The organism is Alteromonas sp. G4i35 (assembly GCF_054960375.1).
On sequence record NZ_JBHNZD010000008.1, the window covers coordinates 19,423 to 43,662 of the forward strand.

Annotated in this window: 23 protein-coding genes; 15 read left to right on the top strand and 8 right to left on the bottom strand. The window is 43.6% G+C overall.

The annotated features are described in order from the left end of the window. Window positions 1-219: 219 nt before the first annotated feature. Both ACFI6L_RS06265 and dusA read right to left on the bottom strand, forming a co-directional pair. The gene (locus ACFI6L_RS06265) at window positions 220-507 is read right to left on the bottom strand and encodes a hypothetical protein (protein ID WP_435786951.1); all 288 of its coding nucleotides are present in this window, start codon (window positions 505-507) and stop codon (window positions 220-222) included. 192 nt (window positions 508-699) lie between these two features. After that, entirely contained in the window at window positions 700-1,674 is a 975-nt protein-coding gene (dusA, locus tag ACFI6L_RS06270) for a tRNA dihydrouridine(20/20a) synthase DusA (protein WP_435786965.1), read from the bottom strand. A 415-nt stretch (window positions 1,675-2,089) separates the two neighbouring features. Between dusA and ACFI6L_RS06275 the strand changes: the two genes are divergently transcribed. The 4 genes from ACFI6L_RS06275 to ACFI6L_RS06290 are packed head-to-tail and all read left to right on the top strand — an operon-like array spanning window position 2,090 to window position 7,039. Further along, the gene (locus tag ACFI6L_RS06275) at window positions 2,090-2,641 is read left to right on the top strand and encodes a hypothetical protein (RefSeq protein ID WP_435786952.1); all 552 of its coding nucleotides are present in this window, start codon (window positions 2,090-2,092) and stop codon (window positions 2,639-2,641) included. 3 nt (window positions 2,642-2,644) lie between these two features. After that, complete coding sequence (locus ACFI6L_RS06280; RefSeq protein WP_462573609.1) at window positions 2,645-4,408, top strand: OmpA family protein; 1,764 nt, start codon at window positions 2,645-2,647, stop codon at window positions 4,406-4,408. 15 nt (window positions 4,409-4,423) lie between these two features. Beyond that, window positions 4,424-4,909, top strand: coding sequence for a Rab family GTPase (locus ACFI6L_RS06285; RefSeq protein WP_014980321.1), 486 nt, complete (start codon window positions 4,424-4,426; stop codon window positions 4,907-4,909). A gap of 9 nt (window positions 4,910-4,918) precedes the next feature. Further along, window positions 4,919-7,039, top strand: coding sequence for a putative bifunctional diguanylate cyclase/phosphodiesterase (locus ACFI6L_RS06290; protein WP_462573610.1), 2,121 nt, complete (start codon window positions 4,919-4,921; stop codon window positions 7,037-7,039). Window positions 7,040-7,116: 77 nt separating this feature from the next. Here ACFI6L_RS06290 and fghA read toward each other — a convergent pair whose 3' ends face one another. Beyond that, the gene (gene fghA, locus ACFI6L_RS06295) at window positions 7,117-7,959 is read right to left on the bottom strand and encodes an S-formylglutathione hydrolase (protein WP_014950731.1); all 843 of its coding nucleotides are present in this window, start codon (window positions 7,957-7,959) and stop codon (window positions 7,117-7,119) included. A gap of 113 nt (window positions 7,960-8,072) precedes the next feature. Between fghA and ACFI6L_RS06300 the strand changes: the two genes are divergently transcribed. From ACFI6L_RS06300 to ACFI6L_RS06310, 3 genes are read left to right on the top strand one after another with little or no spacing between them, the layout of a single operon-like run. Then, window positions 8,073-8,987: an acyltransferase gene (locus ACFI6L_RS06300; RefSeq protein WP_462573611.1), complete on the top strand. Its 915-nt coding sequence runs from the start codon at window positions 8,073-8,075 to the stop codon at window positions 8,985-8,987. Next, the gene (locus ACFI6L_RS06305) at window positions 8,984-9,877 is read left to right on the top strand and encodes an acyltransferase (RefSeq protein ID WP_014950733.1); all 894 of its coding nucleotides are present in this window, start codon (window positions 8,984-8,986) and stop codon (window positions 9,875-9,877) included. The genes ACFI6L_RS06300 and ACFI6L_RS06305 overlap by 4 nt, the downstream gene beginning before the upstream one ends. 3 nt (window positions 9,878-9,880) lie before the next feature. Continuing rightward, window positions 9,881-11,218 carry a mechanosensitive ion channel family protein gene (locus ACFI6L_RS06310; protein WP_039231214.1) on the top strand — a complete coding sequence of 446 codons (1,338 nt, stop codon included), beginning with the start codon at window positions 9,881-9,883 and terminating at the stop codon, window positions 11,216-11,218. Between the two features lie 75 nt (window positions 11,219-11,293). Here the strand turns inward: ACFI6L_RS06310 and ACFI6L_RS06315 are convergent, their stop codons facing one another. Next, on the bottom strand, window positions 11,294-11,485 hold the full coding sequence (locus tag ACFI6L_RS06315) for a hypothetical protein (RefSeq protein ID WP_014950735.1): 192 nt from the start codon (window positions 11,483-11,485) through the stop codon (window positions 11,294-11,296). A 346-nt stretch (window positions 11,486-11,831) separates the two neighbouring features. Between ACFI6L_RS06315 and ACFI6L_RS06320 the strand changes: the two genes are divergently transcribed. Together ACFI6L_RS06320 and ACFI6L_RS06325 are read left to right on the top strand one after the other, a co-directional pair. Continuing rightward, on the top strand, window positions 11,832-12,662 hold the full coding sequence (locus ACFI6L_RS06320; protein WP_342291218.1) for a DUF2884 family protein: 831 nt from the start codon (window positions 11,832-11,834) through the stop codon (window positions 12,660-12,662). A gap of 166 nt (window positions 12,663-12,828) precedes the next feature. Next, complete coding sequence (locus ACFI6L_RS06325; protein WP_462573612.1) at window positions 12,829-13,641, top strand: NAD-dependent epimerase/dehydratase family protein; 813 nt, start codon at window positions 12,829-12,831, stop codon at window positions 13,639-13,641. Window positions 13,642-13,754: 113 nt separating this feature from the next. Here the strand turns inward: ACFI6L_RS06325 and ACFI6L_RS06330 are convergent, their stop codons facing one another. The 3 genes from ACFI6L_RS06330 to ACFI6L_RS06340 form a co-directional block, all read right to left on the bottom strand. Then, a complete protein-coding gene (locus ACFI6L_RS06330; RefSeq protein ID WP_039216347.1) occupies window positions 13,755-15,176 on the bottom strand; it encodes a sodium-dependent transporter in 1,422 nt (473 codons plus the stop codon). Window positions 15,177-15,487: 311 nt separating this feature from the next. Continuing rightward, a complete protein-coding gene (locus ACFI6L_RS06335) occupies window positions 15,488-16,213 on the bottom strand; it encodes an SDR family NAD(P)-dependent oxidoreductase (RefSeq protein ID WP_462573613.1) in 726 nt (241 codons plus the stop codon). Further along, window positions 16,203-16,598: a thiol-disulfide oxidoreductase DCC family protein gene (locus tag ACFI6L_RS06340; protein ID WP_014977428.1), complete on the bottom strand. Its 396-nt coding sequence runs from the start codon at window positions 16,596-16,598 to the stop codon at window positions 16,203-16,205. The genes ACFI6L_RS06335 and ACFI6L_RS06340 overlap by 11 nt, the downstream gene beginning before the upstream one ends. Before the next feature lie 224 nt (window positions 16,599-16,822). Between ACFI6L_RS06340 and msrA the strand changes: the two genes are divergently transcribed. Next, complete coding sequence (gene msrA / locus ACFI6L_RS06345; RefSeq protein ID WP_014950741.1) at window positions 16,823-17,368, top strand: peptide-methionine (S)-S-oxide reductase MsrA; 546 nt, start codon at window positions 16,823-16,825, stop codon at window positions 17,366-17,368. Window positions 17,369-17,457: 89 nt separating this feature from the next. Here the strand turns inward: msrA and ACFI6L_RS06350 are convergent, their stop codons facing one another. Then, entirely contained in the window at window positions 17,458-18,579 is a 1,122-nt protein-coding gene (locus ACFI6L_RS06350; RefSeq protein ID WP_269351324.1) for a hypothetical protein, read from the bottom strand. A 271-nt stretch (window positions 18,580-18,850) separates the two neighbouring features. Between ACFI6L_RS06350 and ACFI6L_RS06355 the strand changes: the two genes are divergently transcribed. From ACFI6L_RS06355 to ACFI6L_RS06375, 5 genes are all read left to right on the top strand, one after another. Further along, window positions 18,851-20,716 carry a metallophosphoesterase family protein gene (locus ACFI6L_RS06355; protein WP_342326147.1) on the top strand — a complete coding sequence of 622 codons (1,866 nt, stop codon included), beginning with the start codon at window positions 18,851-18,853 and terminating at the stop codon, window positions 20,714-20,716. A 17-nt stretch (window positions 20,717-20,733) separates the two neighbouring features. Further along, the gene (gene fldB, locus ACFI6L_RS06360; protein WP_342326146.1) at window positions 20,734-21,270 is read left to right on the top strand and encodes a flavodoxin FldB; all 537 of its coding nucleotides are present in this window, start codon (window positions 20,734-20,736) and stop codon (window positions 21,268-21,270) included. A 25-nt stretch (window positions 21,271-21,295) separates the two neighbouring features. Beyond that, the gene (locus ACFI6L_RS06365) at window positions 21,296-22,084 is read left to right on the top strand and encodes a CLCA_X family protein (RefSeq protein WP_014950745.1); all 789 of its coding nucleotides are present in this window, start codon (window positions 21,296-21,298) and stop codon (window positions 22,082-22,084) included. Between the two features lie 142 nt (window positions 22,085-22,226). Beyond that, window positions 22,227-22,637 carry an ExbD/TolR family protein gene (locus ACFI6L_RS06370; RefSeq protein WP_014950746.1) on the top strand — a complete coding sequence of 137 codons (411 nt, stop codon included), beginning with the start codon at window positions 22,227-22,229 and terminating at the stop codon, window positions 22,635-22,637. A 181-nt stretch (window positions 22,638-22,818) separates the two neighbouring features. Beyond that, a complete protein-coding gene (locus ACFI6L_RS06375; RefSeq protein ID WP_014950747.1) occupies window positions 22,819-24,231 on the top strand; it encodes a collagen-binding domain-containing protein in 1,413 nt (470 codons plus the stop codon). Window positions 24,232-24,240: the final 9 nt, after the last annotated feature.

The following is a 24,240-nucleotide window of genomic DNA, read 5'->3' on the forward strand; positions in this document are numbered from 1 at the left end:
CATGCCATTTATTTAAGGTACTGTTTTTAAAAGAGTTTAATTTAATTTCAGAAATTAACAGTTGTTCGTAAAGTAACCAAACACAATTTTTTAGCGTATTTAACCAATAAATTTGTTGAATTGACCACCCTTGTTTTTTGTGTTTTTAATGATTAAGTCACTGTGCTACACGCACAAAAAAAGCGCCTTTCGGCGCTTTTGCTAGATATCAATATCGAATTAGTCGGCATCTTGTTCTGTAGAACTACCTTCAGACGGGGTAGCAACAACTAAATCAGTCACGCTGACCTTACCACTTCCGCGCACTTCTTGTGGGCTTAGCTCAAAGTGATACGTTGCGTTTGCTACTGCTTGGTATACGTCAGCCTGAATTTCCTGTGATGTTGTAGCCACTGCGTTCGAAACCACATTAGTTAAAAACGTTTGAAGCACTGACTCTTCTGCATTTGCTACGCCGCTTGCCATGCTTGCTGTCAGTAAAGTTGCTGCGATTAGTGAAGTTTTCATAATTTCCCTCTGAAGTTAGTCAGTGCAACAACACGCCGTTGTTGCGATACTTAGAGGATTGCGAGAGCTGTGCCAACTCCTTCAAAAACACTTAAAACATTGATATATATAAATTTAAATAAAAAAGCTCGCGAGACAGCGAGCTTTTAAGAATTGAACAAATATTAAACTTTGGTCAAAATTACTAAATCGTTAGTCTTTTTGACTATTAAACGCAGCGACTTCCTTTTGTGCACTTTCTACAGCGCCTAGCGCATTTAACAGCAGATTGGGATCTGGATTTTTTCCTGTTCCATTTTGGCTTAAGTATCTACGCCAAATGCGTCCACCCGCTTGCCCTTGATAAAGACCCAAAATATGCCGAGCTGCATGCCAGGGTTTGAAATAGGGATCGTCTTGGCGTTCAATATATTGCTGCATTTTCAGCACAATTTCTCGGCGTGACATGCTCTGAGCTTCAGTATCTCCGAAAATCTCTTTATCTACTGTAGCCATAATATAAGGATTGGCGTAAACCTCACGCCCTATCATAACGCCATCAACAAGTTCTAGCTGTTGCTGGGTTTCTTCTAGCGTTTTAACCCCACCATTGATGCTAATAGATAATTCAGGGCGAGCCTGTTTCAGTCTATGAACCCGCGGATAGTTTAAAGGCGGAATTTCGCGATTTTCTTTTGGGCTCAATCCCTGTAGCCACGCTTTCCTTGCGTGAACAATAAAGGTATCGCATCCGGCATCTGCTACTGTATCGATGAAACGAGCGAAGTCTTCATCTTCGTCCATATCATCAATGCCAATACGGCACTTTACCGTAACGGGAATATCTACCGCAGCCTGCATGGCTTTGACACAACTTGCTACCACCTCTGGCTGGGCCATCAAGCAGGCACCGAAGCTACCATTTTTAACCCTGTCACTTGGACAACCTACGTTTATGTTAACTTCATCATAACCGCGCGCTTGAGATAGCTCAGCACACTTAGCCATGTCAGACGGATCGCTTCCGCCCAGTTGAACAGCAACAGGATGTTCCTCTTGGTTGTAACCCAGATAATCACCCTTACCGTAAATGATCGCGCCTGTGGTTACCATTTCTGTATAGAGAAGTGTGTGCTTAGACATTAATCGTAAAAAGTAGCGACAATGCCGGTCTGTCCAATCCAGCATAGGGGCAACAGAGAATTTACGATTTAGTGGAGTGATAGACACGACAGGAACCTCAGACACAGTTATTACTTATATACCTCGCGTACGCGCGAGCGGCGTATAGTACCTATGTTCAATAAAAAAACAATGTCGCTTGCCATTATTTGATTGTCCCATTTCAGCCTTAAAAAACAGCTCAAATCGTAGAACGCATAAGTAAATCTTCATTGATTATTCAACTTACTGAAAAGATAACGTTTTTTTGTATAAGGATTTTTGTAGGTATTTGCCACTATTATGCTTTTAGTGTATTTCAAAGTTCACGATTAGCGGCTATTGTATAAAGTAATAACCATAATTATTAGCACAGACAAAAGTGTGATTGCAGCTCGTTAGCGTGTTCAACGCAAAGAACTGCGCCTTCCGGAGACATTTTATGGCGGACAAGAAGCCGAAGGATCAGCAAGCGCAAGACGTAACTCAAACTGAAGGCGCGCCCAAACCAGCAGACGAACTTGCTCAACTTAGAGAGATTTTGTTTGGTCAGACAAACCGTGCTTTCCGTGCAGATCTTTCTGCGTTGGAGTCACGGGTCAACGACAGCTTCACTAAACTGAATACGCATCTTGATAATCAGTTTAACGATATACGTAAGCTTATTGACCAACAGATCACAGAATTATCGAATCAGTTGGCCAGTGCTAACAACAACCACAGTAACGTGCAAGAGCAACTTCAAAACACCACTGACAAATTGCAAAGTGAATTGGAGATAGCTGAAACTGCTGCAAAGAATGACAACGATGCATTGGAAGCTCATGTGGTTAAAGAACTAGAGTCGCTTGATAATTTATTTAGTAAGCGTCACCAAGAGCTGCTTGAGAAGCTTCAGCAGGTTACCAGTGAGCTTTCAGAAAGTAAAACCGATAGAAAAACGTTGGCAAACTTACTTTCGACTATGGCCACCAACCTCGCTACAGATCATTAATTAATGACTGAAAAAGTGCCGCCGTCGGAGCTATCTGACAACTCTCTAGACAAAGTCAGAGAGCTACTCATTGGAAGAGACGACAAGTTCGTTCAAGAAAAGTTGAATCGCGATGCGAAAGGCATCGTGACAAACGTCGTTTCTGAAGCGCTCTTTGAACGCGAGACAAAGGACGGCTCGGTTAACAAAGTACTTGTTCCTCTTGTAGAGAAGTCGCTTCACCGCTCTATAGAAGCTAATAGCGACAAGATTGTTGGTACACTTTACCCTTTGGTTGGCACGCTTGTAAGAAAGGCAGTATCTTCATTTCTTGTTGAGTTTGTCGAGCGCACTAACGCGCTTATCGAAAACAGCTTAAGTCCCAAAAGCGTATCTTGGCGATTCAAAGCTTGGCAGTCCGGAGTCAGGTATTCTGAATTTGTCGCATCTCAAATTTACCAATACCAAGTCCAACAGCTGCTGGTCATTCATCGAGAGACCGGCACGCTACTTCACAGCATTTCTTCAGATCCTGAGAAAGAAAAAGACGCAGACTTAATTTCATCAATGCTAGTAGCCATTAATGACTTTGTGGCAGATGCGTTTGGCGTTACCAGTACCGAGTCAGAAAACGAGCTCGGCGAGATAAAAACGGAAGACTTTACGCTGCTAATAAAAATTGGGCCACAAGCGCTGCTTGTTGCTGCAGTTACGGGCAGTATTCCTCCTGAGGTACGCGGAAAACTTCAACAGGCGTTGGAAGATTTTCATCAGTTCTATCAGCAACCGTTGCTCACTTATGAAGGTGACAATGCGCCCTTCGACGGTTGCGAAACCATTCTTTCAGACTGCTTAATAAGCGAAAGAAAAGAGGGTGAAGGAAAAAAATCAAACCGATTAATAGGTGCACTAGTGCTTCTTGTGATTTTTTTCGCACTTGCAGTGCTGTCTTTTATGCGTTTGTCGCTAAGCATCTTAAAAAGCGACTTGCACGAGCTTCCTCCTCCACCTGGCATCATAGTAACTGATACTTATGTTTCCAGTGGGAACGTGCACGCTAAAGTCCTTCGCGACCCGGTTGCCACTAGCATCGAACAATGGTTTAGCGATAATAACATCGATGCAGAAAGAGTTACTGTTATTGAAGAACCCTTTGTTTCTTTAAAACCAAGTGTGGTTGAACGCAAACTTGAAAAGCTCGTGAGCGACTATCCACTCAGCGAATCAGAAAGCCTATTAATTGAAAAAGGTGAAGACCGTAGCTTTATTATTTCAGGAACCGTGTTCACTCCAACCGCAATTAACCTTACTCAGCAAATTAACGCTATTCCTGGAATTTCGACAGTTAACGTTGATACCACTGCGCTTAACGTCAAAGCAGCGTATCAAATTGACAATGCTGAGCTCCAGAAGGCCGCATTGAACCGATTAGTTAATAAGGTTTCTTCACAAAATGTACTTTTTGCTACTAACCAAGAAGCGCTTTCTGAAGTACAGTTAGCAAAATTAGAACTTCTGGCAAACGACATAAAACAGTTGTTAACCCTTGCTGACAAGACAAAAACTGTTGTCAGTATTGTTGTGATGGGTGCCAGTGATAATTCAGGCTCAAGCGCACGAAATCGCGCATTGAGTCAAAAACGAGCAGAGAATGTTGTGAATTCATTAATTTCACTTGGCGTAGAAAGTGATACTCTTATACCCGTAAGTTTAGGAGAGCTACCATTGCAGAAAGCATCAATGGGGCGTTCGGTTATGTTAAACGTTTTGATATCCAGTGAGCAATAGTAAGGAAGCTTGGCGGTGATACAGAAAAAAGTATGTATTTTAGGGCCCACTGGTGTTGGCAAGACAAGCTTGGTTAAGCAATTCGTTGAAGGTATTTTCTCCGAAAAATACAAGACCACTATTGGCGTAAAAATAGATAAGAAACAAGTCAATAAAGACGGACGCGGCGTTCAGCTTCTACTTTGGGATTTAGAAGGTATCGACAGATACTGTGGCTTCAACCCTCGCTACCTTCGCGGCGCAAGCGCCTACATTATTGTAGTTGACCAAACTCGGTCTCAATCCTTGCTTGAAGGCATGGAAATTCTAGAACTCGCACGCGAACACTACCCCGATATCCCCGCATTTTTTGTTGTAAATAAAACCGATCTCCCCACAAGTTGGCACTGGAGTGAGGAAGAACTCAATTCTTACGCTCAAAAATTCGCTTCACTAACGAAAACCAGCGCAAAGACCGGTGAAAATGTAGAGAATTTATTCAGTACAATTGCGTTTTGGTAGGAGATTGCCATGGATATTCATTTATTAAATGCATTGGGCATTACTAACTGCGCGCTATTTAGGTGTAACTCCGAAAGCGACATTGAATGCTTAACGCCAGAACTTCCATGGCTAGCAAATGTTGTTACGATTGACGAAAACAATAAACTGCAAAAGAAGCATATCCCTTCCATTTTTTTAGACGACTTTTTTCTCGATGCCGACGAAGTATGGAAAGGCGAAACGTCATTTACGCTTTCATCTGGCTTTTGGACCGAGCACAATGAGAGCCAAGTACTTCGCTTAGAAGCATTGGCAATTAATAGCGAGTCGGGTTCTCGCTATTTGGTCGTTAAAAACGTAGAAGAGCAATTTGACGAAAAACGTAAAACGCTGCAAGCCGCGCGGGAATTATTGCTAAGCCATCACGAAATTGTAGGTCAGCATGAGTATATTAGGCACAAATTAAATGGTGTTTTACGCAAGAACACCCGACTTCAAAAGCTCGTTCCGCCCATTCAGCAAGCTATTCACAACCTGGAAACCGGCGTTGTCATTTTAGACGACAAAGGCGGATTGATATTGGACAACAAAGCGTCTCATAGATTGCTGCTGTGTAATAGCACAACGCCAAGCTCTATTCGCGTCAACGAGCTTCTTACTGATATTGATGCGCCGGCAACGTTTCTTCCCGCACTGGTGCAGCGAAAAGCCCCCTGGCAAGGGGAGCTTTATTGGCAACCTGTTGACGATTATGGTGTGTGGCTTCAGGTTACCATTCACCCTGTATTACAAGGGGATAAGTTAACCCATTGGGTTTACCTACTTACCGATATTACCCATATTCACAATAAAGAAGAGAGCGTATTAACTGCCAGTGGAATGGACTCGTTAACAAAGGTAGCCAATCGCAATTTGTTTACCGATACAGTAAGAAGACTGGTTCAGGAAGAAATCGCATTCAAGTTGTTCATCATAGATATATGCGACTTTAAGAAGATAAATGAATCACTTAGCTATCAGTCGGGTGACGAGATCCTTAAATCGTTCGCACTGCGACTGCAGACCTTTGTCGGCAACAGCGGGTTTATAGCGAGAATAGGCAGCAATGAGTTTGCATTGGTGAAACGTGAAGATACCTTTAACGAACTTACCAGTGCCGAGTATATTGAGCAGCTAGTCAAAAAGCTCACTCAAACCTATACCGTTCTCAATGGCAGCGAGCCGAATTTAGGCATAAATATTGGCGAAGCGAACTTTCCCCGACACTGCCCGTCAACCGAATCACTTCTTCAGTGTGCTGACATCGCCTTGCAGGCCGCTAAATACCAAGGTCGCAATGTGGTACTTACCTACAGTGAAGAACTACACAAACAACATCATGCAATTAGCGAGCTTGAGAGTCAGCTACGTTCTGCCATCGAAAACAATGAACTCAAACTCTTTTTGCAGCCTATTGTCGATTTAGAGACTGGCAAAATTGTTAAATGCGAGGCATTGGCAAGATGGATAACGCCGGAAGGTAAGTTTATTTCCCCAGAAGTGTTCATTCCTCTTGCTGAAAAAAGTGAACTCATTTTCCCTTTCGGCGAGTGGCTTATCAATGAAGCTTGTGATGCTATAGAAGCGTTAAAGGCTTCTAATTTAGACATTAGGTTGGCCATTAATATCTCTGGCCGCCAAGTGTCAGATTTAGCACTACTAAACCAAATTAAAAACGCATTGGAAGATCACCAACTCCCCGGCTCAAACTTATCTATCGAGTTAACCGAAAGCGTGTTTGTGGAAAGCTTGGATACCGTTTCAGTATTACTCAACGAGCTTCGAGCAATGGGGATCACCGTGTCGATTGACGATTTCGGTACAGGTTTTAGTTCACTGGTGTATCTGAAGAAACTGCCTATCGATGAGCTTAAGATTGACCGTTCCTTTGTCAGTGAACTTGAGAAAAACACCGACGACCAAGCTATCGTTCAGGCTATTCTTGGACTGGCGAGCAACTTAAACATTAAGATTATTGCAGAAGGTATTGAAACCCAACAGCAGCAACAGTTTTTGCAAAATCATCGGTGTGCTTACGGTCAGGGTTACTTATATCAGCGCCCCGTTGCCATACCTGAATTTATAACTTTAGCGCAAAAGCTAAAGTAAGCTTAAGCAAAGCTTCATCAGCCATAAACAAAAAAGCCGGAGTACGATCCGGCTTTTTTACAGCTTGTATTTTACGCTTAAATTAGCCCCATGTGTCCTGCATGGAACTCCAAGTGCTCTTCAATAAATGATGCAATAAAGAAGTAACTATGATCGTAACCTTCATGCATGTTAAGCGTAAGTTGCGTATCTGACTGTTGCGCAGCATGAACAAGTGACTGAGGTTTCAGCTGCTCGTGCAAGAACTCATCTTTTGTCCCTTGCTCTACTAGCAGAGGTACACTGTGTGTTTTGCTTGCTAATAGCAACGAGGCGTCGTAATCCTGCCATGCTGCCTTGTCATCGCCTAAGTATCGACCTAAGGCTTTCTCGCCCCACGGACAATCTGAAGGATTTGAGATAGGGCTAAAGGCCGATACCGATACAAACTTATTAGGATTACGCATGCCAATAACTAAAGCACCGTGTCCGCCCATTGAGTGACCGCTAATAGCGCGCTCTTTGGTTACAGGGAACTCGCTTTCAATAAGCGCAGGTAGCTCGTTCACAATATAGCTATACATTTTGTAATGCTTATCCCACGGCGCCTGCGTAGCGTCAACGTAGAAGCCTGCCCCAAGGCCAAAGTCATAAGATCCTTCTTCGTCGTCAGGAACGTTCTCGCCACGGGGGGATGTATCGGGCGCAACAATAGCCATACCTAATTCCGCCGCTAGCTTCATTGCACCAGCTTTTTGCATAAAGTTCTGGTCGGTACATGTCAGCCCTGACAGCCAGTAAAGCACGGGCACTGGCTTTTCTTTCGAGGCGAAAGGGGGAAGAAAAATTGCGAAGGTCATATCGCATTGTGTTGTTTCAGCTTTATGGGTATAGCGTAAATGCCGTCCCCCGAATGCTCTATTTTCGCCAATAAGCTCCATTTCAGCTCCTTAAATACGTAAATTTGCACCTTTATTGTGGAATCAGTAAAGGCTCTATCGGATTTTAGATCAAGTTCGTTTACACTAAGCGCCTAATTTTTGAGGTAAGTACAATGGTAAAAGCACTGTTGCATCATATTGTTGGCACTATTTCGGTCATCTGCTATTTCGTCAATACGGTAGTGTGGTCAACGCCTATTTTCATATTGGCTATTTTTAAACTTATACCTATTGCGCCGTGGCGACGATTCATTTCTTATTTACTCGACGCATGCGCGACTGCGTGGATCGGCGTTAATAACCTGAATCAGCGCATCAGCGGACGCACCAAATGGCAAATAAACGGACTAGAAAAACTCACTCGAGATGATTGGTATCTCGTTGTTGCTAACCATCAATCTTGGGTCGATATCTTAGTTCTTCAACGTGTATTTAACCGAAGAATTCCGTTTTTAAAGTTTTTCCTTAAAAAAGAGCTTATTTATGTTCCTATTTTAGGGCTCACTTGGTGGGCACTCGACTTTCCGTTTATGCGCCGATATTCCAAATCATTTCTTGCGAAAAACCCGCATTTAAAAGGAAAGGATATGGAAACCACGCGCAAAGCGTGTGAGAAATTTAGAAATAAGCCTGTAAGTATTATGAATTTTGTTGAAGGCACCCGCTTTACGCAAGCCAAGCACGACAAGCAGGCCTCGCCTTTCACTCATTTACTTAAACCTAAAGCAGGCGGCATAGCATTCGTTTTGTCTGCGATGGGCGATCATTTGCATAAGCTTATTGATGTCACAATTGATTATCCGAACGGCGTACCGTCTTTCTGGGACTTCGTTAGTGGTAAGGTTCGTGATATTCGAGTGAATATCAACGTAATGCCCATCAAAGACATTATGGAAAACGGCATTTTCAGCGACAATTATTTTGATGATCCGCAAGTTCGAGCCCGTTTTCAGACGTGGTTGAATGAACGCTGGCATGCCAAAGATCAACTTTTAGATTCACTAAACGCAACACAGAAACCATTATGATTCGCGCAGTACTCGCTCCTTTTATTTTCGTATTACATACTTCACTACAAATCCTCAATCTTGCGTTGTGGGGAGGCTTAATTATCTTACTGGGCTTGGTAAAACTTATTATGCCCAACGGAAAGATAAGAACAGCATGGAATAAAGTGATGCACGGGCTAATGTTTAGCTTCGGACGGGTCAGCGTTCTCATGATACGCTTGTTCAACCGCGTCGATATTGAGTGTTCGGTACACGGCGAACTGTCAAAAGACCGTTGGTATCTGATTATTGCCAATCATTTAAGCTACCTCGACATTATTCTGCTCATTGAATTCGCAACGAACCGCATTCCTGCACCCAAATTTTTCCTTAAGAAAGAGCTTATTTGGCTGCCATTTGTCGGACTGGGTGCCTGGGCACTTGATATGCCGTTTATGCACAGATACACCCGTGCTTATTTAGAAAAGCACCCAGAGAAAAAAGGAAAGGATCTCGAAACCACCAAAGCGTATTGTGAGAAGTTTAGAACGGTGCCCACAACGGTCATTAACTTTGTAGAGGGAACTCGATTTACTTCATTGAAGCATCTGTCAAAGCAAAGTCCCTATGAAAACCTCCTGCCCCCCAAAGCCGGCGGCGTTTCCTTTACGCTCTCAGCTATGGGCGAATTGTTTACCAACGTGTTAGATATCTCGCTGCTTTACCCGGAAAATAAGCGTCATCCTATGATGGCAATGCTTAGCGGTCAGATGACAAAAATCGTGATCGATGTGAACGTTACGCCGGTACCTGAATTACAACAGCATTCAGAACGCACTGAGTCTGAGTTTCGTCTTTATTTCCAAAACTGGTTGAACGGTCTATGGGAAAATAAAGACAACCGTATAAAGAAAATGTTGGAGTCGTAATTAATGGAAGTCAGTGCTTCAGTACGCGATAACTTTATTCACATAGTTAATGATATTTTCCCGAATCTTACTACTGAAGATCCGCTGTATAACGTCATCGCACTAAGTAGTATTTTAGTGGTGTCGGCGGTAATCTATATTATCGCAAGGCTATTGGTGCGCCCCCAGATAGCCAGTTGGGTATACAAATCCAATAACCTCTGGGACAACGCCTTGCAGCAGCACGGATTTTTCCGTCGCTTAATGCACCTGTTTCCTGCCCTGTTTATTTACTTAACCACACCGGTACTTATTAGCGATGAAGCCGTGATGCACGGTATGGTGATAAAGAGCGCTCAGCTATACATGCTATATAGCGGCCTTCTTGCCTTATATGCCATGTTGAGCACAGTGGAAGACGTTTATAACGCCTCAGCGCTTGCTAAACGCGCACCTATCACTGGCTTTATTCAAGTTACCAAATTGGCATTTGCTATTGTCACCATACTATTAAGTATCTCTTTAATTGTAGACAGAAGCCCGCTACTTATTGTGTCTGGCTTAACCGCCATTGCCGCTGTTTTACTATTGATATTCAGAGACACCATTCTGGGCTTTGTTGCCGGCATTCAAATAGCCGCTAACCGCATGTTTAATACGGGCGACTGGATTGCCATGCCTAAGTATGAAGTAGATGGTGAAATACTCGAGATAGGCCTTACCAACGTCAAAGTACAGAACTGGGATAAAACCATTTCTACGCTGCCGACTTACAGCCTTACTACAGAAGCAGTTAAGAACTGGCGCGGTATGCAAGAGTCTGGCGGACGCAGAATTAAGCGCGCCATTTATATTGATGTGCACTCTATTAAGCTTTGTGACAACGATATGCTAGAGCGCTTTTCGAAAATTCGCTATATCAACGAATATATCGATAAGAAGAAAAATGAGCTCCGCGCTTATCACCGAGACTACTCCATTGATGAGTCGGATCTGCTAAACAGCCGTCGCCTTACCAACATCGGCACTTTTAGAGCTTATTTAGAGGCATACTTGCGCAAGCACCCGGATATAAACCAAGAACTAACCCTAATGGTTAGGCAGCTACCGCCTAATGAGCTTGGTTTACCTTTAGAAATTTACTGCTTCAGTGCACAAAAGGAATGGGTGAGGTACGAAAAAGTACAGGCGGATATTTTCGACCACGTTATGGCTATGCTGGATTTGTTCGATTTACGCGCTTATCAACGTGATGGACATTTGTCGCTGCTTGCCCATCGCGAACAAAGCGCTTATAGAAACAGTCCCGAAAGCGACAATGCGCCTGAGGATGCTCTGGAGAAGAGCGAACCTAATCGATAAGGCAGTGATGAATAAAGACTTGTTCAAGACGAAAAAAAACCGGCTGAGATAGCCGGTTTTTTTAATGCTTATCGCTTAAGCCAATGCGTAGGCCATCAGTAAGCAAAGTACTAAACCAGTAACGCCAAAAAAACCGTACTCGATTTTTTCCTGCATACCTTCAGCACCTGCTTTAGCAGTCATAAAGCCCATAACGATGCTGCTTAGCCCTAGCGTAAAGGCAATTAGCGCAACACCAAACATAATTGCATTAATCCAATCAGCCATTGTGATAACCCCTTAAAAATATTGGCGGTATTATGCACCAATAAATAAGATTTAACCATGCTTGGATTGGCTTAAATGTACCGCTATTGGTATTAATTGATCTTAGTCAAAACTACTAATTAGTTGGTAATCTCACTAAATAGTGTATTTAGCAGAGCATAAAGAAATCATCAAATATCACTAACCATTTGAAAGATATAGACTTTAAATATTGGCAAGGCCATTGCTCTACCTTAGGTATAACAGCGAGTATCGTTAGCGTCTATCTGACAGTGACACTACAACGCATTGCAGTTTGCTTCGAGCACTTTCGTTAACGCGTCACACGTAAATTAAGGAATGAACAATGTCTAAGAAACTATTACTTTCAGTTGCCCTTACCAGTACTTTAATGAGCGGCCACGCATTGGCGCATGACAGCAGCTTTCAAAACAACAGTTGTGACATGGAGCTTGATGGTCATATTCAATATTACCAAGGTGATCTAACGGTACAGATGGACAATGGCTCAGTGATGACGATTGACTCCCATCACAATATGACCATTAACGGCGAACCAGTATCGCTTGACAGCGAACAACAGCGCTGGGTAAGTGAATATTACAACAACATTGATATCGCCATCCCTATGACCTTGAATATCGCCAGTGAAGGGCTGCAAATTGCCAACGTGGCAGTAACTGAAGTATTTACTGAACTGTTAGGCGGCGATCAAATGGGTGACGATTTTCGTGAACTGTTCGACTCACTTGAAACCAAACTAAACACTTCATTCTATGATGACGCAGGGAATATTCGCGTTGATTCAACTAAATTCGATGAGCCAGGTTGGTTTGACGAAAGCTGGGAGCAAGAATTCGAAGCGCAAATTGAGTCTTTAATCAGTGAGTCTATGGGTAGAATACTTATTGCGGTAGGAACACAAATGTTGTGGGAAGGCGGTGATATGTCTGAGTTTGAGCAAAAGATGGAGCGCTGGGGTGAAGATTTAGAATATCGCTTAGAAAGCCAAGCGGCTGCGCTAGAAGAAAAAGGCGATGCATTGTGTAAGGTACTGAAGAAAGCAGATTATGCCGAAGGCAAAATGCAGGCATCCATATCGGGGCTAGATGACTTGAACCTGCTAGATATTGATCAAGGCAACCACCATGACCACAACGACGAAATGAAAATGTAGTTGGAACATTTAGCGAACTAAACGCGCAAAACGAAACGACTTGCAACGCTAACCACTCACCTTAGAAAACCGACTGTAACCCAGTCGGTTTTTCATTTTTACAGTTAACGACAACCGCCCTTCAATTAATGTACTCTTAAGCCCTAAACAAAGGGGTATTTAATTGATGACTCAAAATGTAGTAATTAGTGGCTACGGCTGGTTAGCCAGCTATGTGGGCAACGCACTTTCAGGTAAGGTCAATATTGTTGGCACCACTCGAAGCCAACAGAAACGTCTCGCGTTACAAGACCAAGGTATCACCGCAATTGAATATGCCCTGGGCGAAGATACATCAGCGCTTTGTAACCATTTGCCAAACGCTACCTTGTTGCTAAATATTCCCCCTGGCAGGAGAAACACAGATCTCGCGTCATACACCAACAATATGCAGCAGTTGATAGACGCAGCCATCAGCGTAAAGGTAGCGCATATCGTGTTTATCAGCACCACGTCGGTTTACGGCGATGCAACAAATGAGGTAGTGTCCGAAGTCAGCACTACACAGCCGCAAACAGCCTCGGCCAAAGCCCACGTGACTATTGAAGACTATTTATTGTCTAAACGAGGTCAGGTTGATATCAGTATTGTTCGCCTAGCCGGTTTAGTAGGCCCAGACCGTCACCCCGCCCGCTCGTTAAGTGGAAAACAGTTAGATGCAGGAAATAAGCGAATAAACCTTGTACATGTGTACGACATTGTATCAGCGCTGACGACCATCATTTGTGGCAAGCCGCTTAACGATGTTATTCACCTTTGCAGCTTGTCTCATCCTAAGCGCGGTATTTATTACGTGGATGCAGCGAAGGCGATGGATATTGATGCTCCTCGCTTTTCTGATACTGAAGCGGAACCTGCTGGCAAAGTGATTGACGCCGCACAAAGCTGGGCAAGGCTAAATATTACACCAGAGTATAGCGACCCCTATCGCATGTTTTAGGCTTTCACTTAGTGAAAATACATACTCTGACACAAACAAAAACGGCAAGCTTTAGGCTTGCCGTTTTTAAGTTGAGCTCACTGCTAGCTCACGTCATTTCTTGTAAAACCTGACTATCCGAATAGGCTCAACCCGAAGTATTTTACCGCTACCGTGTTTACAAAAATCACGAGTAAAATAAGTGGAATAAAGGTTTTCAGCGATATATCCACGTATTTTTCAAACCAGCTACCTTTGTAACCACTGCTGCCCTCTTCCAAAGAAGCATTGAAGTTTGCACTCTTCCAACGATAAATAACAAACAAACAAATTAGCAAGCCGTTTAAAGGCAAAATCGTGTCGTAGAACACATCGTAAATGACATCAAACAGTGATTTATCTGCGCCAGCGTAGTGCATAAACGACGTAAGCATATCAACTTTACCGAATGACAACGCACTTAGGATGGCTAGCAAAATCATAATGCTTCCTAGCGACCCAAGCGCCCATTTACGGCTTACACCTTTTTCATCCATAAGCGCCGCAACTGGTACTTCAAAAATAGACACTAGCGACGTAATTGCTGCAAAGAACACTAATAAGAAGAACAAGCTAGCGACAATCGATGCGCCCATATATCCAATCGAGTCTTGTAACGCTAGAAAGATACTAGGAAGGTAAGTAAAAATCATGCCCACTGACGATTCACTTAAATCATCAGGGTTAATGTCTGGGTTAAAAGAGAAGATGGCAGGAAGGATCATCAAACCCGCAGTGAACGCCACGGCTGTATCCGTTAACGCCACCAGCTTGGCAGCGCTCGGTACATCTGCACGCTTATCAATGTAGCTACCATAGGTTATAAGAATACCCATGCCCAACGATAGAGAGAAAAAGGCCTGCGATAGCGCACCATTCACCACTTCAGCAGTAATTTTTGAAAACTCAGGAACGATGTAGAACTCAACGCCAGCCATCGCATTTTCGCGGGTTAATACGAAGATAACGAGACCGATTAGCATCACGAAAAGCGCAGGCATGAGCAGCTTTGCCGCTTTTTCTATCCCTTCTTTTACACCGCCTTGAAGGATGAGGTAGACCACACCAACAACGGCCGCCATATATACAAAGATGGCTTCTGAGTTAATAAACAGCCCAAAGGTTTCTGGGTTAGCTAACTTGTCTAGATTTCCGCTTACTGCTTCGAACAAATAGCCGAAAAGCCACACAGTAATAACCATGTAGAAAACGGCAATCATGAACGGCGTAGCAATAGCTAGCCACCCCGCGACTTTCCATTTCTTTTCATTACCGCTTATATCACTGTATGCACCAAGCGGGTCTTTTTTAGCATGGCGACCAACTGACATTTCCGCCAGCATTACCGGTAAACAAATGGCAAAAACGAAAATAGCGTACATTAAAAGAAATGCACCACCGCCATTTTTAGCTGCACCGACAGGAAACCCTACCAAATTACCTATGCCTACCGCAGAACCTGCAGCAGCCAAAATAAAACCTATGCGCGATCCGAACTGTTCTCTGGCCCCGCTCATATCCCTTCCTCTTGTTGAGTTATTGTTATAGCAGTTCGCCGTATCACGCCTTGTGATGCACAAACACGTCGTGTGCTCACAATTTATGCTGGTTGTCGGTACTTACTATTCGTAAGAATCAAGCCGAGCGAACTGGTATTATTTATTATCAGGATGGCGTTTGTTGTTATGACTCACGTGTGGCGTCAACGCGTTGTATTGCTACCTCTATGGGCTTATCAATACGCTGCACCATTCCCAAAAATAGCATGGTAACAGCAGTGAAATAAAAAGTCTTGATGTTGGACTTGCTGAAATGATGTTAGACCGTATCACCAAGTTACCACTTCGCCATTCCAGTCGATAAAATGACAAGCTTGGTCTCGATTAAGCGCCGAAAGGTGGTGAATGAGCTGTTTAGCGGTAAACTCAGGCGTGAACAGTTTCTTGGCGGCGACGTTCTTTTGAAAAGGCTTAGAAAGCCCCGTATCAACCGTCCCAGGGTGATAACAAATAAGCATCACGTCTTTCAATCTGCGCTTGTATTCTACCGACGCCGTTTTAACCAACATGTTGAGCGCCGCTTTCGACGCGCGGTAGCCGTACCACCCGCCAAGTCCATTATCTGAAATACTCCCTACTCTCGCGCTTAAGCAAACAAGGGTTGAGCCTTCTTTACTCATAATATTCACCAAATGCTTGAGCCACATTGCGGGAATAATGCTGTTAGTCGAAAAATAAGCCGCTAAGGCCTGCTCGCTGACATCTTCCAAACGTTTCTCAGGATGAATGCCATCGCTTTCGCGGTGTAGAAAGCCTGTTGTGATAACTACCGTAGTTAACACAATCTGCTGTTCAGCCAGCTGTTCAACAAATTCGCTTATGTGCCTATCGTCCTGTTCGGCCAGCTGATGATAGGTAACATCCCCAGAATGATTGGTGTCAGATATAGGGGCGCGACTAACCGCGAACACCCTAGCACCTTCACTGCTATATTGCTCAATAAGCGCAGACGCAATACCCCCCGACGCGCCCACTATAAGGACGTTATTTTTCACTGGCTTCTCCTGGTATGCAGCGATCGCACTGGCGTTTTTTACCTGTTAACAGGTATGAAATGGTGTATCTATGCTTTGCGAATACATTGTAGAAAGCATCGGCTACATGACGAATAACAGGCCAGCGAAGCGGTGCATATAGCCAACCCATGCCCACGGCTTTCCATGCTTCATGAGTGACATCAAGGCCAGTTATCAACGTCCCGTCTTCACGAAGTCCGTGAATTCTTGCATTGAGTGCATGCCAATCCATGGTTGGATAACGGTTCGAAAAATCGGGGGCCTGAATATCTACCAATGTTAATTTGTTGTGCTTGTCTCTTTTTCTTAAATGACGCATTTCAGCGATACACAACGGACAATACCCGTCATAGAAAATAATCACGACTGAATACCTCTGCCAAATTTTGAACACGTTTATACGCATTCTTACCAGTTGCAAACTGCTTGAAAGAAAGCAGCTAGCCTCACATGTTAAAACCTTTCACTCAGCTCGCACATTATTCTTATTTAATATTCGTTTATACGATAAAAAAACACGCTTGGATGACTTGTGTTGTGACCTACCCGCACCCACACTACAGACAAAGATTAAGAGAGGTTTTTACTATGGCAAATTTACAAGTCGCCACGTTGGCAGGCGGATGCTTTTGGTGTATCGAATCAGCGTTTAATAGCGTTGAAGGCGTGGAAAAAGCAATTTCTGGCTATGCTGGAGGCGAAAAGGCCGATCCAACCTATGAAGAGGTATGCAAAGGAAATACTGGCCATGCTGAAGTGGTACAAGTGACGTTTGATGCCGACAGCATTAGCTACCGAGAGATACTAGAAATTTTCTTTGCGCTGCATAACCCTACACAGCTTAACAGACAGGGCAATGATGTAGGCACACAGTATCGCAGCGCGGTTTTCTATCACGACGATACACAAAAAGCTGAAGCAGAAAAAATTATCGCAGAAATCACAGAAGAAGAGATTTGGCCCGATCCCGTAGTGACTGAAATAGTAGCAGTAAATAACTACTACGACGCAGAAGACTACCACCAAGATTACTTCAAAAATAATCCACAAAACCAATATTGCTCTATGGTGGTGGCGCCTAAACTTGCGAAGTTCAAAAAAACCTTCGCTTCTCGACTTCGCAGCGACGCATAGATAAAACAGCGATATTAATAGCGTTAGCCAACAATAAAAAGGGTTGCTTAAAAGCAACCCTTTTGTTTTTCAATCTATTCGTTTTCTTATTATTCAAACCAAACGCTGTTAATTTCTAGTGGAAATAATAAAGGCGCTAAGTCTTCATAACGCTTCTTATGCGCTTCACACGTCGCGTTTTTAAGGTAGTTTTTCTCCCAAGGATCGTTAATGATCCACAAGGTATTTTCAATGGTCACTAATCCTTCCATCGACGAATTATCCATTGTGTACTGTTCGCAACTCTGATCGCCGGCAACGTCGAAAGTAATAGGGATACGCTTTGTTGGCTTACTGCCACTCACATCAATTACCCACAGTTCATTGTCGTTTCTTGCTGCGCCAAACAAATAGGATGCGCCCGTTGAATGAGTATATAACGCCAGTCCATTGATAGGGTGATTACCTGAAGTAAACGAAGGAAGTTGAAGGTTAGGCTCGCTCACTGTGGCAAAATCATTCGACGAGAAAAAGTCTTCATCAACAGCCAATGTAAAAATTCTTGGCTGTCCTGCTTTATCTTTCTCTAGCGCCAGATATAACGTGCCGTCTTCAGCCATCGTCAACCCTTCAATGCCGTCGTTAGGAAAATTACCTACTTCAAAATCGTTAGGAAACTGAAGAGGTCGCACATCCGACATTTCAACCGAGCCATTATCTTTTCGTGTCAATTTTACCAACAAGGTAGGGTAATCTGTTGACCCTGTTTCCTCGTATTTGGATTCACAGCGAGGGCTTAATGCGCCGGTACGGGTAGCATCTTCGGTAACCGTATAAATTACGTTAGTATCTCTGGGGTCTACGGCTAGCGCTTCTAAATCAGGCTGCTCACTCAAATAGCTATAAAAACAGCTTCGGCGCACGGTGTTGGAAAATGAAAAGCGTTCGCTCGATGCGCTCAGCGTTGCGGTATCTGGTGAAATGCTATGAAGTTTCAACTGTTGAGTGGTATCAGCGCTAGCATCTGCGATAGTGACAAGTTGACCGTCTAGCACCACTAACCCTGAGGTTTGAGGATCAAACATAACGTTGCCTTTTTCATCAAGGATCCATTTACCCACAGTGACTTCTGTTAAGTCTTGAGGTTCAGGAGTAATAACAACGTCTTTCGGCTCGCTACAGGCGCTTATCAGTAAAGTGGTTAGCACAGCACTGGTGAAATATTTTAGCATAGTGTGAAGTCCTCTCTCCGTTTATTAAGACGAGAGCAAAAGGTAAAACTGAAAAAATTGTAAGGGAGTATATCGAGCATACCGTTTATTCACAAAAAAGAGTAAGGTTATGCGATAGACATCAGGTTTGCTGAGTACATATATGATTTGGCAACGTTAAATAGTCGTGCTGTCATCATGTTTTCAATTAATGTGCAGCATATTTAGTTAACACACTTACGTGTATTAATATTGACGAAAATTAAAGGAGAGCGTCATTTCTACGCAGCACTTGCCCCAAGTTATTGCAGGTCCAATAGTAAGAAGGGTGACATCTACAGAATGTCATATTTGGGTAGTAACCAGTAACGCCGATTCACCTGCGCTAAATCTATCTGCAAATGAAGTCGTCGTCAGCGGCAATTGTCAACGCGAAACCATACGCGTAGGTAAGTACGCATTTATACACTTGCTCTCTTTCACTTCGTCAGAGCCCTTCGAAGATACTGCGCGGATAGGTTACTCGCTATCTTTTAGCGACGATGCTCAGCAGGCTTCATGGGAAGTTGAACAACGCGGGCTTCTTTACGATGGGCAGTCTTCCTTATGTTTCCACTACACCGAGACTCCCGAGACCATATTGCACGGCTCATGCCGTAAGCCTCACTTTCACAGTGATGATGCCCTAGCACAAGTAGATGTACTCCATAAAAATGCGTTCAAAAAGCAAAATGATTTTCCCGATCTCCTGTTGATGACGGGCGATCAAATTTACGCTGATGATGTCGCAGGTCCTATGCTTAAAGCCATACACAGCGTGATTGACCGTTTAGGTCTTTATCATGAAGCACTGGAAGGGGCAGTAGTAACCAACACTAATGAACTTGCCACACATGAACATGGGTATTACGAACGAGAGCAGCTTCTGCCACAAATTGCGACCAATACGGTACTGTCTTCAATATTCTTTGGTGCTAAGAAAAAACCGGTATTCACATCAGTAAACGCGCAAAACCATTTGATTGGCAGTGCGGAGATCATCGCTATGTATTTACTGGTGTGGTCCGACACGCTTTGGGCTGATATCAATATAGATAAAGATGGGATCCCCCCAAAATACCACGCTATTTTCGACAAAGAACACGAGGCGCTTAACGGCTTTGTAAAACAGCTACCGCAGGTACGTAGGGCCCTGGCACACATTCCTACCTATATGATTTTTGACGATCACGATGTTACCGACGATTGGAACTTAACCCGGGGCTGGGAACAAGAAGTCTATGGAAACCCTCTATCAAAACGCATGATCGGCAATGCGCTTATCGGCTACTTGCTTTGCCAAGGCTGGGGAAATGCTCCAAAAAAAGTAGCGCCATTAATTGCTAAAGTACAAGAATCAATGGGAGAAAGCGGTTTAAACTCGCACGATGAAATTATTGATGATCTTTTGGATTTTGATCAGTGGCATTACCGTTTAGATACCACACCACCTATTGAGGTTTTAGACACCCGCACGCAGCGTTGGCGCAGTGAATCTAATATGAATAAGCCCTCGGGGCTAATGGACTGGGAAGCACTGTGTGATTTTCAGCATTCTATAATTGGCAAAAAATCTGTCATCGTCGTCTCTGCCGCTCCCATTTATGGTGTAAAGGTTATCGAAGCCATTCAAAAGGTGTTTACGTTTTTTGGCAAGGCGCTTACTGTTGATGCGGAGAACTGGATGGCCCACAAAGGCACCGCGAACGTTATATTAAACATATTCAGGCATTACAAAACGCCCCCCGATTTCATCATTCTATCTGGCGATGTGCACTATTCCTTTGTATACGATGTACGCCTGCGCTTTAGGCGCAACAGTCCTCACATCACCCAGTTCACCTGCAGTGGATTAAAAAACGCCTTTCCGGATGGATTGATCAAATGGCTAGATAGATTAAACCGCGTGCTTTATCGCTCTAAATCGCCTCTAAACCTTTTCACAAGACGTCGAAATATGTCAGTAAAAGCGAGAGAGCCAAGTTTGGGCTATGGCGAATTATTCAACGGTTGCGCCATTGGTGTATTAAAAATTTCACAGAAAAACACCGATGTTCAGTGCAAAGCTTTGTTGAACAACGGTAAAGAGGTAGAATTCCCAGCTTCTAAAGACGATTAGTTCAAAAGAGGTATCTAATGAGTGAGAGCGCACTGTCCATCGGATTATTTTACGGCTCAACAACTTGCTATACCGAAATGGCAGCAGAAAAAATCCAAGCGCAGCTCAATAGCCTTTTCGACGAAGATATTGTTGACCTTCACAACATTAAAGACGTTAACCTAACGCGCACGGCCGAATACGACATTATCATTTTTGGTATTTCAACGTGGGACTTTGGCGAGCTGCAGGAAGATTGGGAGTCTCATTGGGAAGAAGTGCACGGTTTGGATTTATCAGGGAAAACCATCGCCTTATTCGGACTTGGCGATCAACTTGGTTACGGTGAATGGTTTCAAGATGCACTAGGCATGCTTCACGATGCAATATTGCCATCAGGCTGTAAGATCGTGGGTTATTGGCCAAACGAAGGATACGAGTTTACCGCCTCAAAAGCGTTAACCGAAGACAAAACTCAGTTTGTTGGCCTGTCTCTTGACGATGAAAACCAATACGACAAAACAGACGCGCGCATCGAAGCATGGTGCGAACAGTTATTGGTCTCGATGGCTTAACGCCTATAAATTTCGGATGTCAGTGTTGGAAAGTAAAGGCCGTATTCATCAGCAGTTTTATCGCAACGGCCCAAGCCACAGGGACGGCGCTGATGTTTCATTTCAAGATATTCGCAAACTGTTTAATTTCGCTACGATCACTGTGGGTAGATGGGTAACAGCAGAAGAACAACAGATCGCTGCTAACCTCTTTTTCGATGCGCTTTACGATCTGGTCGCGATCTTAAATATCAATGAACAGGTGTTATCGTTAAACGGATCCCTGTCACTGGCTTTTGGCAGTGGCGGTCAAAAACACAGCAGTGCCCACTACAACAGTGCGAAAAGACAGCTTGCGCTAGCAAAAAATGCAGGAGCCGGAGCGCTAGCCCACGAATGGTTTCACGCTTTCGATCATTATATTGCGCCGCGCATGTTCGACGGTATTGCTGCCGGTAGCTTTGCCACACAGGCCTGGCTCGACAATGCCCCGATGAATCCTCATCCGTTGAATCAAAAATTGAGCGATTGTTTCTCGCTATTGTTCCTAAATGATCAAAAAAGACCAAATGAGTACTTTGTGCGATCCGTAGAAGCTGATCGCGCGTTAAAAATGTATTATTATGCTATGCCTCAGGAGATGGCTGCCCGCGCATTTGAAGCCTGTATTCAAGATCACGAGATCAAAAACGCATTTTTGGTGCAGGGGACAAAAAAATCAACGGAAGCTAGACTTGGCATTTATCCTCATGGTAACTTGCGTACATCACTCAATCAGGCATTGATGTTGTATTTTTACCAATTAGGTGTCGCTATTTCACATAAACAAACCTAGTTTGTTGTTTTATTACTGTGAAACTGAGTATTTTTTCAACAACAAGTGTTAATGAGCACACTGTTTTTGTACAAAACCCTGTATATTTTTGTAACAAGCAGTATACTAAAGCGCTCGAACGTAACAGAAGAAAGAAGACGAGATGAAAAGAAAGAAGCATACCTCGGCTGAAGACGAGGCTCAGATTGATATGACCCCCATGTTGGACATCGTGTTCATCATGTTGATTTTCTTCATCGTAACGACCTCGTTCGTGAAAGAGAAAGGTTTGGACGTAAACCGTCCTGAAGATAATCAAGCGAAAAACGATAAGCCTTCAAAAGCGCTTTCTATCCGTATTGATGCTGATGGCACAATTATGATGGGCGGCCGCGAAGTTGATATTCGTCGTGTGGTTGCAAACACGCAAACATACCTAGCGGAAAACAACACGGATTCAGCTGCTATCCAGGCTCACGAAGACAGTGAGCACGGTACTGTGGTAGAAGTTATGAACCAAGTTAAAATTGCAGGTATTGATAAAGTATCTGTTTTGGTTAAAAAGAGCAGCTAAAACGCCTTTCTGACCACGCAAATTAAAGAAAGCCACCTTCGGGTGGCTTTTTTCGTATAAGACCTTATACCAAAGTATCTCTTGTGCTATCGCATGAATTTTGTTCAGATCGTACCATTCGGTGTGTCTGGAAAATCCATGTTGAAACTCGGTTCCAGACTCTGATGTCACTGGAGCCATTATGCACAAAAAAATACTCTATACTGCTGTACTTGCAGCGGTTATGTCAGCACCACAAGTGTCTGCCGCCAAAATTGAATTAAGTGAAGCGTTTGAATACAACGCATTCATCTTCGATAGCTTTACCGGCCAATCTTCCGATGTTGAAGGAAGACTAGCTGTCGGTGGCGAAATGAACGTATCCGATTTCAATGTCGGCTTACTGCTATCGCCAGATATGTCTGAGTCTGCTCTTGCCGTAGGCGGTAACCTTCATTTCACGCGCGGTGATGTTCACGGTGGTTCAACTACCGTGTCAGGTATGGTGTTTGGCTCTGAACTCACATTCGATAAAGCGGTTAACGCTCAGCAGACTGTAAATCTCATTAATTCTACGGTGAAGTCTGGCGGTATCTCATCCAAAGGTGATGTCAAACTAGGTAACTCAAATGTTGTATCAGGTGATGTGCACGCCAATACTGTGAAACTTGGTGGGCCTAATAGTGTTTACGACAGTGTGAGTAACCCTACTTTATATGGCTCCCAAGTTGAAAACGGAAACGTATTTGCTGAGTCTAGCGTTGAACTTGATAGCAGCGAAGTTAACGGTACCGTAACGCTTAACGACGTTAACAATTACACCGCTATCAATGGTTCGACAGCAACATCTGTTGAACAGGGCAGCGTGAGTAAGGCTAACGTTAACAATATCGACTTTAATGCTATTGCTGCCGAAGTAACAGCGCAGTCTCAGGAGTTTGCGTCAATGTCGGTGAATGGCACAACAACATTGTCGTGCACTGACGCTAACGATTCGGATCAAGCGGTTGCTTGTACCGACGCTAGCAAGGATGTATTAAATACCATTACCTTCTCTGGCTCTGATGATATCAATATCTACAATATTGACGCTAGTTGGTTCAGCGCTGCTGATAAAGGCATTGTTTACGATTTCTCAACCACCAGCTACAACATCATCAATGTGTACGGTGAATCAGTTGAGTTATTTAACACTGGCTTCTTTAATACGGCCTTTACGCAGGAAAATGAATATTTCAGAGAAAATGGCCAGTACAGAGACAATGACAACAATGTAGGTCAGCGTCATGATGGCCTTTATACCAACAACATCTTGTTTAACTTTGTTGATGCTGATTTTCTTACACTACATAGTGTGGGTGTTAAAGGTAGTGTACTGGCGCCATATGCAGAGCTAAGTTTCTACAATGGTCATGTAGACGGTAATGTCATTGCTAATAGATTGGTCACTCCGTTGGTGCAACTGATTAATGACGACGGCGAAACCTACAATGCGCCAACAGGCCAAGTAAATAACTATCAGTTCGGCGCTATCAACGTAAGTGAACCTGCATCAATTGCTCTTTTATTTGGCGCTGGATGTTTCATGCTAGCTAGACGTAGAAAAGCGAATTAACGCTTTAAA